Here is a 13,421-nt window from a genome sequence, read left to right as displayed (position 1 = left end):
AACCCGAGCCGGAAAGGCGAACATCCATGGCCGACCCGCTGCTGTTCAACCCGAGCACCTACGACCCGGCGCACTTCGACCCCGAGACCCGCCGGCTGCTGCGCGCCACCGTCGACTGGTTCGAGGCCCGTGGCAAGCGCCGGCTGATCGAGGACTACCGCTCCCGTGCGTGGCTGGCGGACTTCCTCGCGTTCTCCGCCAAGGAAGGGCTGTTCGCTGCCTTCCTCACTCCGGAGTCCGCAGCCGAGGGGAACCAGGACAAGCGCTGGGACACCGCCCGGATCGCGGCCCTCAACGAGATCTTCGGCTTCTACGGCCTGGACTACTGGTACGCGTGGCAGGTCACCATCCTCGGACTCGGCCCGGTCTGGCAGAGCGACAACGCCGCCGCCCGTACCCGCGCGGCCGAACTCCTCGACCAGGGCGAGGTGTTCGCCTTCGGTCTCTCCGAAAAGGCCCATGGCGCCGACATCTACTCCACCGACATGCTGCTGGAGCCCGACGGTGACGGCGGCTTCACGGCGAGCGGTTCGAAGTACTACATCGGCAACGGCAACGAGGCCGGACTCGTGTCCGTCTTCGGCCGCCGCACCGACATCGAGGGCCCCGACGGCTATGTCTTCTTCGCCGCCGACAGCCGCCACCCGGCCTACCACCTGGTGAAGAACGTCGTCGACTCCTCCAAGTACGTCAGCGAGTTCCGCCTCGACAACTACCCGGTCGGCCCCGACGACGTCCTGCACACCGGCCGCGCCGCCTTCGACGCCGCGCTGAACACCGTCAACGTCGGCAAGTTCAACCTCTGCACCGCCTCGATCGGCATCTGTGAGCACGCGATGTACGAGGCCGTCACCCACGCACAGAACCGCATCCTCTACGGCCGTCCCGTCACCGCCTTCCCGCACGTGCGCCGCGAGCTGACCGACGCCTACGTCCGCCTCGTCGGGATGAAGCTCTTCAGCGACCGGGCCGTCGACTACTTCCGCTCGGCCGGCCCCGACGACCGCCGCTACCTCCTCTTCAACCCGATGACGAAGATGAAGGTGACCACCGAGGGCGAGAAGGTCATCGACCTGATGTGGGACGTCATCGCGGCCAAGGGCTTCGAGAAGGACACCTACTTCTCCCAGGCCGCCACCGAGATCCGCGGCCTGCCGAAGCTGGAGGGCACGGTCCACGTCAACCTCGCCCTGATCCTCAAGTTCATGGGCAACCACCTGCTGAACCCGGCCGAGTACGAGGCGGTGCCGACCCGCCTCGACGCGGCCGACGACGCGTTCCTCTTCCGGCAGGGGCCGGCCCGCGGCCTGGGTTCCGTGCGTTTCCACGACTGGCGCACCGCCTACGACGCGTACGCCGACGTGCCCAACGTCGGGCGCTTGCGGGAGCAGGCGGACGCGCTGTGCGAGTTCGTCACCACCGCCGCGCCCGACGCGGAGCAGGCCCGCGACCTCGACCTCCTGCTCGCCGTCGGCCAGCTGTTCGCGCTGGTCGTGCACGGTCAGCTGATCCTGGAGCAGGCACGGCTGACCGGCCTGGAGGAGGACGTACTCGACGAGCTCTTCGCCGTCCTCGTGCGCGACTTCTCCGCGCACGCCGTCGAGCTGCACGGCAAGGACTCCGCCAACGCGGCGCAGCAGAACTGGGCGCTCGGCGCGGTCCGGCGTCCGGTCGTCGACGACGCCCGCTCGGCGCGCGTCTGGGAGCGCGTCGAAGCGCTGGCAGGGGCGTACGAGATGGCTCCGTAGCCACGGAGTGACCGGCCCGGCCTTGTGTGCCGGCCCCGGAGGGAGGCGGGCCCGGCCCGGCATTCACGCGATGCCGGCCGGGCCCGCCGTTCGCTCTCTCAGCGCTTGACCACGAAGGAGCGGCCCTTCTTGGCGTCGGCACTGCACGACGCCTTCTCCTCGGCCGTCATCTTGCGGGACTTCACGATCACCGCGTTGCTCTGCCCGTCCGTGCCGTTCGGCGCCGGGCCGGTGACGGTCTCGGGCACGAACCAGTAGTAGTGGTCCCACTTGGGGCTGTCGTAGTGCGTCTGCCAGGTGCCCGACACCTTCTGCATCACCTGTGCGCGGGAGATCCAGCCCACCTCACCCGGCTTCACCGTCATGTTGAGGGAGCTGTTCTCGGTGTGGGAACTCGTCCAGGTGTGGCTGTAGGTGGCGGTCACGCTGAGGTCGATGAGGCCGGCGATCTTGCCGCCCGCGGTGACCGAGACCCCCACCGAGTCCGTGGCGCCCACGGTGTCGGCCCAGCCCATCGACTGGCTGGCGTCCGAAGTGCTGCAGTTGTAGAGCGAGTCGGAGACCTGCCGGAAGTCACCGAGGTAGGCCTTGCCGAGGGTCGGCTCGTTGAAGGTGCACTTTCCCTCTCCGGAGGCGCAGTCGGCTATCAGCTGCTCCCGGGTGGGTTCCTCGGTGGTTGCGGCGGCAGCGGGCAGTGCCATCGCTCCGACCATGCCCAGGGCTGCCGTCGACAGCGCGACCGCCCGGCGTCCGTACCGGGTCCTGCGGGTTCTTGCCATAGTGCTCATACCTCTCGCCTGGCATTGCGGAAGCGGCGGTTCGCGAGTGCCGCGTGCGCCGCCTGTTGCCGTCGAGACTGGAGTGAAAATTCGTTCAACTACACCAAAGTTCAGTAAAGTTGTAGTTGATGACGAAACAGATGCTATGGGGGAATTGAAGGGGAGGCAGCCTCCCCTGTCGCCGAGGTCAGCGTGGGAGAGAGCCGCGGCCGCGAGATACTGAAAGCCCGTCATGCGCCTGGCTGCCGGCTGCCCCGCTGGTCCTGGCGATGCTGACGGGGTGAACACAGAGCTGCTCGGTGCTGCTGCGCTGCGGGCGCGCGTTGCTCACGCGGACGACGGCCGGCCCGCCCGCCACGCCGACGCGAGCACGACCCAGATCTCCTCGATCACGCGCGCGGCCCGGGTCACCAGCCCCCCCCGCCGACCACCGAAAACCCTCGGCCGACAGCCGACCTCGGCGGCGCCCGGTTCGATGTCCATGGTTCGAAGATGACGGCGCCGACCGGTTTCCCGTCCGACCGGATGCCGCGGATCCGCCCCGTTCGGCCGCGGCCTTCTCCGCGTACGCCCCTGGAACGGGATCTTGGCCCGGGCGGTGCCACGCGTGTCTGCGGCTGCCGGTACGCACGGCCGGGAACGGAGACCGCCCCGGCCCGGACCGCGCGGGACGAGTCCGGTCCGCAACCCTTCCAGGCTCCGGTCCCGGCTCCCGGTACGACGAAGGCGCCCGACGGGCCTCAGCCCGGTCGGACGCCTCCGTCGGAAAGATCAGGAACGCGGACGGTCCGGCTGGTCGCCGCGCTCCGTGTCCTTCTCCTTGCTCTTCTCCTTGGCCTTCTCCTTGATGCGCGCGGTTTCCTTGCGGACCTCGGCCTGGGTGGCGCGCTCCCGCTCCAGCCACTCGGGGCTCTCCTGCTTCAGCGCCTCGATCTGCTCCGTGGTGAGCGGGTCGGTGATGCCGCCGCGGGCGAGGCCCGAGATGGAGATGCCCAGCTTCGCCGCGACCACCGGCCGGGGGTGCGGGCCATTGCGTCGCAGTTCCACCAGCCACTCGGGCGGGTCGGACTGGAGGGCGTTCAGCTCGGTGCGCGAGACCACACCCTCCTGGAACTCGGCGGGGGTGGCCTCGAGGTACACGCCCAGCTTCTTCGCCGCGGTGGCGGGCTTCATCGTCTGGGTGGATTGGTGCGACGTCATGGTGTCAAGAGTATCGACCGTGTGCGCTACCTCCGACCACGGACCGGTAACCTGGCTGAGTGACAGGCTCGGAAGTAACCCCTTCATTCCGGCTGGCGTACGTCCCCGGGGTGACGCCCACCAAGTGGGTGCGGATCTGGAACGAGCGGCTGCCCGACGTGCCCCTGACCCTTGTCGCGGTGCCCGCCGCCGCGGCCTGCGGAGTCTTGCGGGGCGGCGAGGCCGATGCCGGATTCGTACGGCTTCCGGTCGACGGGGAGGATCTCAGCGCGATCCCCCTCTACACCGAGACGACGGTGGTCGTGGTCCCGAAGGACCACATCGTCGCGGCGGTCGACGAGGTCTCCGCGGAGGATCTCGCCGACGAGATCGTGCTGCATCCCCTCGACGACACCCTCGTCTGGGAGACCCGGCCGGGTGTGCCGGCGAACGATCGCCCCGCCACGACGGCGGATGCCATCGAGCTGGTGGCGGCCGGGGTGGGCCTGCTGGTCGTGCCGCAGTCACTCGCCCGCCTGCACCACCGCAAGGACCTCACCTACCGGCCCGTCCCGGACGCCCCCGAGTCCCGCGTCGCCCTGTCGTGGCCGCAGGACGCCACCACCGACCTGGTGGAGCAGTTCATCGGGATCGTCCGCGGGCGCACGGTCAACAGCACACGGGGCCGCCCCCCGACCCCGGCGCAGCCCAAGCGCAAGCGTCCCGAGACCGGCGGTGCGCAGCGCAAGCCCGCGGGCGGCAAGCCGACGGGCAAGAATCCACGGCGCGCCTCCGGCGGCCCCAAGGGCGGCAAAGGCGGCAAACCCCGTCGTCGGTCGTAGCGCGGCCGTATCGTCCCCGAGCTCCGCGGTCGGCGGATCTGATCAGCCGAACGCCCAGGTCGGGCGGCCCCCTCTGCTCGATCAGCCGGCCGGCTTCTCCCAGACGGAGACGTGCCCCCTGCTCTCGTGGGTGAAGGGCGCCCGGGTCCAGTCCTCCCACCGGTGGCGCAGCCGGAGCCCCGCGAGCCGCGCCATCAGGTCCAGCTCGGACGGCCAGACGTACCGGAACGGCACGGACCGGTACTCCGCGCTCCCGTCGACGATCGTGACGTAGTGCGAACTCATGGCCTGGCTGACCACGTCGTAGGTGTCGAAGGCCCACCGCGTCGGGCCGATGTGGAACGGTACGGCCTCCTGCCCCGGTGGCAGGCGGCGCAGGTCCGGTACGCCCACCTCGACGACGAAACAGCCTCCCGGCGCGAGGTGGGCGGCGGCGTTGCGGAAGCAGGCAACCTGGGCGTCCTGCGTCGTCAGATTGTTGATGGTGTTGAACACCAGATAGGCGACCGCGAACGTGCCGGCCACCCGCGTCGTCGCGAAGTCGCCGACGGTCGCCCCGATGGCCTCGCCACCCGGCCACCATCGCCCGGGACATGTCGATACCGTGCACCGGAACGCCGCGGCGGGACAGTGGTAGCGCGATCCGGCCGGTGCCGATGCCGAGTTCCAGGGCGTCACCGCCGCCGGCGAGCTCGGCCAGCACATCGACCGCCGGGTCCACCACGTCCGGCCGGAACATCTCCGCGGAATCTTCGTCATAGGTGGAAGCGACGTCCGCTCCGAAGTAGCCGTCCTCGTCATGCACCCGCTCGTCATGCATCCCCGGACCGTACCGCCGGCGGATCCGCGGCGCGCGTGAATTTCCAAGGGCGATCGTCCGCCGCCGCCGCCGCGGTGTTCCGGGCGGTGCCCTGTGGCCGACAGGCCGTCAGCTGCGGTACTATTGATCTTGAGCGCGCCGTTCACCGGTTGACGGTGTGCCCGGCGTCGGTAGTCCAAGGAAAGACGTCCCGCTTCCTGCGGGGAGATGCAGGTGCAAGGCCTGCCCGGCGCTCCATCTCGGCCCCGGTCCCTCATTCGTGAGGGACCGGGGCCGTTTGCGTGCTCAGACCGCGGCCCAGCCGTCGTCGACCGGGAGAACGGCGCCGTTGACGAACGCGGCGGCGTCGGAAGCCAGGAAGACGATGGCGGCGGCCTGTTCCTCGGCGCTACCCAGCCGGCCGATGTTCGCGCCGATCAGCTGACCTATCAGGGCGGGGCCGTGCGCCTCCGGTGCCGCGTCCACCTGGATGCTGGTCAGAGTGGGGCCGGGAGCTATCGCGTTGGCGCGGATGCCCTGCTTCCGGTACATCACGGCGAGGCTCTTCACCAGGCCGGTCACGCCGTGCTTGGACGCGGTGTAGGCGGCGCCGGCCGCACCCCCGCGCAGGCCGGCCTCCGAGGCCGTGAAGACGATCGAGCCGCGCCCGGCGGCGAGCATGTGAGGCAGCGCGGCACGGGTCAGCAGAAAGGGCGCGGTCAGGTTGATCCGCAGGACGCGCTCCCACTCCGCGTCATCGGTCTCGCCCAACGCGGACATCCGGTCCATGATCCCGGCGTTGTTCACCAGGACGTCCAGACCGCCGAAGGCCGCGACGGCCCGTTCGACGACCGCGTCCACCACCTGCTGGTCGCTCAGGTCGCCGGCGACGGCGACGGCGGATCCCCCCGCTTCCTCGATCTCCCGGGCGACCTCTTCGGCACCGTCCCCGTTCAGGTCGGCGACGAGCACCCGGGCGCGCTCCTCCGCGAAGTGCAGGGCCGTGGCCCTGCCGATGCCGGAAGCGGCCCCGGTGACGACGACACTGCGTCCCGCCAAACCCTTACTGGTCATGGTGAATCCTTCCGTGGAGCGCGATCGTCAACGGGGTGCTGCGGACCGCGGCTGCTCGGGGCGCGCGGCGACAGGCGCAGGACGGTCCCCTCTCCGTTGGCCGAGAGCAGGAGGCAGCCATCGGGAGCCGCGGTGAGACCGGCGAACATGTCCGGCACGCCGGGCATGCCGTGGGTGAACAGTGCGGGACGGGTGCGGTGGACGGCGTCCGGGGGCAGGCCGACCGGCAGATCCTCGGCATCGATCCGGTGTTCCCCTGTGGTGAGCGAGACGGCCCGCAACGTCCGCGAGCCCGTCTCCACGGTGAACACCTCCTCATCCAGCACCGCCAGCCCCTGCGGGACGTCGAGCCCGTCCGCGACCGTGAAAGCGTTCCCGTCCTCGATCCTGAGGACCGCCCCGAGCTGATCGTCGCTCACATAGCAGCGCCCCTCGGCATCGAGGGCCACGTCCACGGGGTGGTCGAGTCCCTCTGCGAGCACGGTGACGGTGTCGTCCTCGTCCAGGGCCAGCAGCCGGCCTGCCCCCGTCTCGGCGACGACCAGCCCGCCCCCCGGCCGTGCGGCGATGCCCGTGGGCTGCCGCAGACCGCTCGCCCGGACCCGCGTGGTCCCGTGCTCGGGGTCGTAGGTGGTGACCTCGCCGTACTGCGAAGTGAGGTGCAGAAGACCGCCCTCGGCGCTGATGCCGTGGGCGAAGGGCCGCAGGATGTGCGTGGTGATCCCGTCCGGATCGTCCGCAGCGCCGCTCTCGGGCCCGGCCACGCGATAGTGGTCCGCGGCGTACACCGTGCCCGCCAGGTCGACGGTCACGCCGAAGGGGCCACCGAGTCCGCGGGGCACGATCTGCCGCGTCCGGCCGTCGGGGTGCAGCTCCGTGATGCCGCCGCTGGCGAAACTGGAGACGAACATCCTGTTCTCCGCGTCGAAGGCCGCGTTGTCGAGCCCCGCCAGACCACTGGTGAGGACGGACCGGGAGCCCGTTCCGTGCAGATCGACGCGGGTCACGATGCCGGCCTGTCCCCGGGACAGCACCAGCATCACGCCGCCCTGGTCGAAGCGGACCGCGACCGGTTCGTGCACGTCCTCCGCGACGAGTTCGGGCTCTCCGCCGTCGGGAGAGATGCGCCAGACCTGGCCCGTCACCATGTGCGGGTAGTACAGGTGACCGTCCGGCCCGAGTTGCATCGCGTTGCCGAGGGCAAGCCCCTCGGTGAGCACCCGAGGGGAGGCGCTGCCGTCGGGGAACAGCTCCAGCAGTCGGCCGTTCATCCTCATCTCGTTGACGAAGAGCCGCTCGCCGACACAGGTGATGCCGTTGGGCACCTTCACCTGGTCGCAGACGAGGGTGTACGCCCCCTGAGGACTGCGGCGCCATACCCTCCCCGGCACCAGATCGGTGATGTACATCGAGCCGTCCGCCGCGAAGGCGAGGTCATCCGGGGACTGGACCGGACCGTCCATGGGCACCACCGTCTCGACGTCCCCGGTGGCGGGGTCCACGGCACTGATCCGGCCGGCCAGGAACTGCGCGGCATACAACCGCCCGTCCGGACCGAACGCGACACCGTTCGAACCCCACAGCGCATTGGGGGTGTTGAGCCTCGTCACCTCCCAACGGGTGCGTGACCTCGGCTCGGACGCGGTCGTGCCGTAGCGGCTGGAGCGCTCCGCCGTCATCTTCCCTCCCCTGGAGCCCCTCGGACTCCTCAAGCCCGGTCCCGCTCGGCGTCGACGAGGACCTCGCTCATGCCGCCGTTCGCGCGCCACTCCCGGAGCAGCGCGTGGAACGCGACGGGCCCGTCCCCGTACGCCTCGCTGCGCTTCCTGGGCATGCCCTCGTTGTTGTAATAGCCGGGCGTGCACTCGGCCTGGAACGCGTACAGGTCGGCAGCCTTCTCACGGATCGTGTCGACCCACGCGGCCTCGGCCTCCGGGGCCGGATCCACATACCGCGCCTGCGTGGCGCGCGCCTCGGCGACGACCTCGGCGACGTGGGTCGCCTGCTCGTCGAGGACGTGGACGAAGTTGACGGCGCTCGCGTTCTGCAGCGGGCCGAGCTGGAAGAGATTGGGGAAGTCGTGACTGTAGAAGCCGTGGAGCGTACGGGGCCCCTCCTGCCACGCGTCGGTCAGGGCGACGCCTCCTCTGCCGTGCACGGGCAGGCGCCCGGAGGTGATCCCCGAGCGGCCGACCTCGAACCCGGTTCCGAAGATGATGCAGTCGACCTCGTACGCGGTATCCCCGACCACGACGGCGTGCTCGGTGATCCGCTCCACGCCGTGGCTGTCGGCCGTGTCGACCAGGGTGACGTCGGTGCGGTTGAAGGTCTCCAGGTAACTGTCACTGAACGTGGGCCGCTTGCACATGTAGCGGTACCACGGCTTGAGCAATTCGGCCGTCCTCGGATCCGTGACGAGGGCGTCGACCCGGGCGCGGATCTCGTTCATCTTCTGGAAGTCGGCCATCTCGTAGGCGCGCTCGCGCTCCTCGGGCGGCAGGGCCCGGTAGCCGTCGCTCGGGATGAGCTTCTGCTGGAGGCGGGCGCTGCTGGTCCAGCCGTCGTCGACCAGGTCCTCGGTCACGCGGCCGCCGGTGACGAGGGCGAGGAAGTTGTCCCTGCGGCGCTGTTGCCAGCCGGGGGAGAGGGAGGCGGCCCAGTCGGGATCCGTGGGGCGGTTGCCGCGTACGTCGACCGAGGAAGGCGTGCGCTGGAACACGTACAGATGGTGGGCGTCCGCGCCGAGGTGGGGTACGCACTGGATGGCTGTCGCGCCCGTGCCGATCAGGGCGACGCGCTTGTCGGCGAGCTTGTGGAGGTTTCCGCCCGCGTCGCCCCCGGTGTAGGCGTAGTCCCAGCGGCTGGTGTGGAACGTGTGTCCCTGGAAGGTCTCGATCCCCGCGATGCCGGGGAGCTTGGCCTCGCTCAGCGTGCCACTGGCCGTCACCACGTACCGGGCCCGCATCCGGTCGCCCCGGTCGGTGGTCACGAGCCACTCCGACGCGTCCTCGTCCCAGCGCAGCGCGGTGACCCGCGTCCGGAAGACGGCGTCGCGGTAGAGGTCGAAGGTCCGCCCGATGGCCCTCGCGTGCTGCCGGATCTCCTCACCGGGGGCGTACTTCCACTTCGGGACGTAGCCGACCTCCTCCAGTAGCGGCAGGTAGATGTAGGACTCGATGTCGCAGTGGATTCCGGGATACCGGTTCCAGTACCAGGTGCCCCCGAAGTCCCCGCCCTTCTCGATCACCCGGATCGAGTCCACGCCCGCCTGCCGCAGGCGTGCGCCCGCGAGCAGGCCGCCGAACCCGCCCCCGATGACGACCACCTCGACCCGGTCGTGCAGCGGCTCACGCGGGGGCGCGGCTTCGGCGTACGGGTCCTCGTCGTAGTACCCGAACCGGCCGGTGGCTTGCTGGTACTGGCTGCCCCCCTCGGGCCGGATCCTGCGGTCCCGCTCGGCCCGGTAGCGGGCGCGGAGGACCTCCGGGTCGAATCCGGGCTCCGACGGGTCGGTAGGGGAAGTGGCATCGGATGAACTGTGGGGGCCGGGCATGGATGTCCCTCTCTTCGTGCTTCCTTCGCGGCCGGGCGGTAGCGCCGGCGCAAGGCTTCCTGCGGTCAACGCGCGTCTTCGGGGGCGGAGTTGGTGAGGTGAGCGGAGGGCGACGCTGCTGCCGGTGTGGCCCGAAGGGCGGGCCGGGGCTCGATGCGGGGCGTGCGTGGTGAGCCGGTTGGTGGAGCGATGTGCATCGTACACATCACATGTATCAAGCACACCGTGTGGGTGATGCATCTGCGTGAGAGGATGGGGCGCCGGTGGCCCAGGAGCCCGGGCACGGCGACGCCACGGGGCGTCGGACGGATCGGCGGCCTGGTGACGAGCAGAGGAAGTGGGAGGCGGTGGGACGCATGGTGAGACCGACGCGCGAGGTCGAGTACGAGCAGATGCTGCTCAGTCGTCACACCTTCCTGCACCAGCGAGGTGGGCGCCGTAAGGACGGCACTCTGGAGCGCAGTGCTTACATCCTCCTCAGCCGCATCCGTATGCAGGGGCCGATGTCGATCGGTGAGCTGAGTGACGCGTTCGGGCTCGATGCCTCCACCCTCAACCGCCAGACCGCCGCGGCGGTGCGCGCCGGACTCGCGGAGCGCATCCCCGACCCCGACGGCGGCATGGCCCGCAAATTCCGCATCACCGACCAGGGCGCGGACATTCTCGACGAGGAACGCGAGGGCATCGTCCGGTCCCTGGATCAGATCCTGGTCGACTGGGCGGACGAGGACATCGCCGCCTTCGCCTCCTACCTGAGGCGCTTCAACACCGACATCGAGCGCATCGGCGGGCGCCCGTGGCCGCGTCGGTGAGGCCATCGGAAAACCTTCGGCGTGGTTCCCTGCCCGCAGGGGGCGTCAGAGCTCGGGCAACCGTCTCGTCCAGAGCTTGAGCAACCGCCCTGTGGGGCTCGGCCCGGTGACCGGTAGGCGCGGGCGAGGTGGTGTTGCAGACGGGCGTGACGGAACTGGTAGACCGCGCCGGCTTGGCGGAGCACGCCCCGCTGGTAGGCGTCCTCGAGGAAGGGGACGACGGCCCAGGGCAACCGGCCGGTCAGCGGCAGCCAGATCCGGGCGAAGACCGCCCACTGGCCCCACGCGGTCAGACTGAGCGCGTAGCCGAGGGCGCCGCCGAGCCCGCTGATGACGCCGAGTTTCAGCGCGGTCGTGAGATTCCAGACGAGCGGTCCCAGGATCGCCGGCAGGGGTCGGACCACCACCACGAATCCGAGGCCGACCAGGAGCCCGAACGCGGGTGCCCAGAGGAGGATTTGGCCGGCGACCGTCCGGTGGTTCGTGCGCAGGAGGCCGACCGGATTGACGGCGGACCTGATGTCGAGCGGGGTTTCGAAGAGGGTCACCAGGACCAGGGCGGGGCCGGCTCCCAGCGCGAACACAAGGCCGTAGATGATGCCGTCGTCGCGGCCGGCGGCCAGCATGGTGGGGACGTCGACGTGGAAGAGGATGCCGTTGACCACCCCGCGCAGGAGGCCGTAGCCGAGGCCGAAGGCGAGGCCGCACAGCATCCCGATCGTCAGCCGGCGCAGGGGCCTCCGCGTGGTCCGCCGGGTCTGCCCTTCCCTGCCGAACATCTTCAGGCGCACGCCCGTCGGCTCCACCGCCGTGTCCTTGGCCGCGACCAGGAACCAGTACGCGATCCCGAACAGGAGGCCGGCGAGGGGCCCTGCCACGAGCCCGTCCGCGACCTGGAATTCGAGGGGGTCGAAGAGGGAGCCGACAACGAGGTCGACGAGCCCGATGGACAGACAGATCACCAGTGCGGTCGCCAGGGTGCGCGTGGCGCGGTGCAGGCCGTGACCGAGTCGCCACCACTCCAGGTTGGGGGTGTCGAGCCGGGTCAGGTGGTGGGCCAGGTAGCCGAGCCAGTACCGGGCGCGTTCCGGTTCGAAGGTGCGGCGTCGCCCGCTGCCCGGGCGGTGTTCGGGCAGCGGGCGGTAGACGGTGGTGGTGAAGTTGTCGAGGAGGTGGTCCTCCAGCTGCTCGGGGCTGCCGAAACGCCGGGTGTCCAGGAGCGCGGCCGGGTCGTTGTCGGGGGTGTCGCTGTAGACGGCGCGGGCGAGCGTGACCATCAGCGGAGTGGTCAGCACCGCGGCGAGGTTGGCACCTGCCCTGGTGAGCGGCTGCTCGCCCAACTCGCTCAGTACCGGATCCCAGGCGGTCGACGGGAGGGCTCCGCCACGGGTCTTGCGCGTGGTGCGCGGCAGATAGTCGGCCAGATCGCGCAATGTGAGATCCGTCAGATCCACCGCGGCGGCCGAGGTGAGCACGTCGGTCTCCGCCACCGCGGCGGCGTACTCGGCAGGACGGCTGGTCAGCAGCAGGGGGAGCGTGGTGGCGTTGAGCGCTTCCAGCGCGGGACGCCGCAGGCCGTCGGCGATCTCGTCGAATCCGTCCAGCACGGGGAGCACCCGGCCGGTCTCGACCAGTGCGGCGGCAAGGCTGGGCCCGCCGGGTCCGGGGGCCGCGAGACCGGGGTGATCGCGCGTCAGTTGTGTGGCGAGCCAGTCCCGGAAGGTGATGGCGGTCGGATTCCACGAGCCGACGGTGAAGATCACCGGTACGGCTTCGGTGCGGCCCCTGGACCGCAGGTGGTCCAGGACGAACCGCACGGCGAGAATCGTTTTTCCGGAGCCCGAGCGGCCCAGGACCACCAGCCGCCCGGAGGGGATCCGCCGGTACACGCCCACGATGTCGTCCAGTTGCCCGCTCAGGTCCAGCGGGCCGTGCTTACCTCCGGCGGGGAGCCGGCGGATGTTCGCCCAGTGATCGGTCAGTTCCTCGGTGACCGGCCGCCAGCGCACCGGCAGCGGGTAGGGATCGTGGACCTGCCGCTGTTCCTCCTCTCGCCGCCAGCGGGCGGCCACCGCCTGGGCGAGCTGCTCGGCCACGTCCGCCAGGGTTTCGTGCAACGCCGACTCCGGCCGGGCGTCTGCGACCGGCTCCAGGCGGTCGTCCGAGACGTTCGGTGAAGTCCCCTCCCCGGTCGGGCACTCCGGCGGGCTGTCGCCCCCGGTCGGGGCCAGGGGCCGATTTCCTCCCCTCGTCACCAGCCGTCCCGCGTCCCCGGTCGGGTCCGGCCGCTCGGCGTCGCCGGTCCGGCGGACGGCGGCCGCCAGCAGCTCCTCGCGTGCCTCCGGGCCCAGCCCGAGCGCGTCGGCCAGCAGCCGGACCGTGGTCACCCTGGGGTCGGCGCGCTCGCCGGTCTCCAACCCGCGGATGGTGCGCACACCCACTCCGGCCCGCTCCGCCAAGGCTTCCTGAGTCATCCCCGCCGCCCGCCGCAGCGACCGTAACAGCGCGCTGAACTCACTGGTCACAGGTCATGGCCTTTCCCCCGGCACGGCGATTTCCCCAGGTGAGGGACTCTAGCGCGGCCACCGGCCGGATATGGCCGGTCTGGCGGCCTGTCCGGTTCCCGGCGCCGGGG

10 protein-coding genes, 1 tRNA gene and 1 pseudogene are annotated in these 13,421 nt (G+C 70.6%); 4 read left to right on the top strand and 8 right to left on the bottom strand.

Going from position 1 to position 13,421, the window contains the following annotated elements; translation table 11 throughout:
* Window positions 1–26: 26 nt before the first annotated feature.
* Window positions 27–1,748 carry an acyl-CoA dehydrogenase family protein gene (locus tag ACGFZW_RS03465; protein WP_393891333.1) on the top strand — a complete coding sequence of 574 codons (1,722 nt, stop codon included), beginning with the start codon at window positions 27–29 and terminating at the stop codon, window positions 1,746–1,748.
* 98 nt (window positions 1,749–1,846) lie between these two features.
* Here ACGFZW_RS03465 and ACGFZW_RS03460 read toward each other — a convergent pair whose 3' ends face one another.
* The 3 genes from ACGFZW_RS03460 to ACGFZW_RS03450 all read right to left on the bottom strand — a co-directional run bounded on the left by ACGFZW_RS03460 (window position 1,847) and on the right by ACGFZW_RS03450 (window position 3,727).
* Window positions 1,847–2,536 carry a hypothetical protein gene (locus ACGFZW_RS03460; RefSeq protein ID WP_393891332.1) on the bottom strand — a complete coding sequence of 230 codons (690 nt, stop codon included), beginning with the start codon at window positions 2,534–2,536 and terminating at the stop codon, window positions 1,847–1,849.
* Between the two features lie 318 nt (window positions 2,537–2,854).
* Window positions 2,855–3,010 (bottom strand): hypothetical protein, encoded by a 156-nt coding sequence (locus ACGFZW_RS03455; protein WP_393891331.1) that lies wholly within the window; start codon window positions 3,008–3,010, stop codon window positions 2,855–2,857.
* 288 nt (window positions 3,011–3,298) lie between these two features.
* Window positions 3,299–3,727 carry a DUF5997 family protein gene (locus ACGFZW_RS03450; protein ID WP_393891330.1) on the bottom strand — a complete coding sequence of 143 codons (429 nt, stop codon included), beginning with the start codon at window positions 3,725–3,727 and terminating at the stop codon, window positions 3,299–3,301.
* A 59-nt stretch (window positions 3,728–3,786) separates the two neighbouring features.
* Here ACGFZW_RS03450 and ACGFZW_RS03445 point away from each other — a divergent pair, with 59 nt between their 5' ends.
* Window positions 3,787–4,548 (top strand): LysR family substrate-binding domain-containing protein, encoded by a 762-nt coding sequence (locus ACGFZW_RS03445; protein WP_393891329.1) that lies wholly within the window; start codon window positions 3,787–3,789, stop codon window positions 4,546–4,548.
* A gap of 81 nt (window positions 4,549–4,629) precedes the next feature.
* Here the strand turns inward: ACGFZW_RS03445 and ACGFZW_RS03440 are convergent.
* Window positions 4,630–5,368, bottom strand: a pseudogene (locus ACGFZW_RS03440) (methyltransferase domain-containing protein).
* A gap of 164 nt (window positions 5,369–5,532) precedes the next feature.
* On the opposite strand from ACGFZW_RS03440, the gene ACGFZW_RS03435 reads away from it, so the two are divergent.
* Window positions 5,533–5,605: transfer RNA gene (locus ACGFZW_RS03435), tRNA-Arg, on the top strand.
* Window positions 5,606–5,653: 48 nt separating this feature from the next.
* Here ACGFZW_RS03435 and ACGFZW_RS03430 read toward each other — a convergent pair.
* The 3 genes from ACGFZW_RS03430 to ACGFZW_RS03420 are packed head-to-tail and all read right to left on the bottom strand — an operon-like array spanning window position 5,654 to window position 9,974.
* Complete coding sequence (locus ACGFZW_RS03430; RefSeq protein ID WP_393891328.1) at window positions 5,654–6,421, bottom strand: SDR family NAD(P)-dependent oxidoreductase; 768 nt, start codon at window positions 6,419–6,421, stop codon at window positions 5,654–5,656.
* Window positions 6,418–8,100: a PQQ-binding-like beta-propeller repeat protein gene (locus ACGFZW_RS03425; RefSeq protein ID WP_393891327.1), complete on the bottom strand. Its 1,683-nt coding sequence runs from the start codon at window positions 8,098–8,100 to the stop codon at window positions 6,418–6,420. The genes ACGFZW_RS03430 and ACGFZW_RS03425 overlap by 4 nt, the downstream gene beginning before the upstream one ends.
* A 29-nt stretch (window positions 8,101–8,129) precedes the next feature.
* Window positions 8,130–9,974: a flavin-containing monooxygenase gene (locus tag ACGFZW_RS03420; protein WP_393891326.1), complete on the bottom strand. Its 1,845-nt coding sequence runs from the start codon at window positions 9,972–9,974 to the stop codon at window positions 8,130–8,132.
* A gap of 356 nt (window positions 9,975–10,330) precedes the next feature.
* On the opposite strand from ACGFZW_RS03420, the gene ACGFZW_RS03415 reads away from it, so the two are divergent.
* On the top strand, window positions 10,331–10,786 hold the full coding sequence (locus ACGFZW_RS03415) for a MarR family winged helix-turn-helix transcriptional regulator (protein WP_393891325.1): 456 nt from the start codon (window positions 10,331–10,333) through the stop codon (window positions 10,784–10,786).
* On the opposite strand, the gene ACGFZW_RS03410 is transcribed toward ACGFZW_RS03415, so the two are convergent.
* The gene (locus ACGFZW_RS03410; RefSeq protein WP_393891324.1) at window positions 10,723–13,311 is read right to left on the bottom strand and encodes a helix-turn-helix domain-containing protein; all 2,589 of its coding nucleotides are present in this window, start codon (window positions 13,309–13,311) and stop codon (window positions 10,723–10,725) included. The genes ACGFZW_RS03415 and ACGFZW_RS03410 overlap by 64 nt on opposite strands.
* Window positions 13,312–13,421 lie beyond the last annotated feature (110 nt).

The sequence above is a fragment of the Streptomyces sp. NPDC048248 genome, assembly GCF_043201875.1.
In the GTDB taxonomy this organism is placed as follows: Bacteria; Actinomycetota; Actinomycetes; order Streptomycetales; family Streptomycetaceae; genus Streptomyces.
The sequence above is the reverse complement of the archived record's forward strand: the minus strand, read 5'-3'. Positions and strand labels throughout refer to the sequence as shown.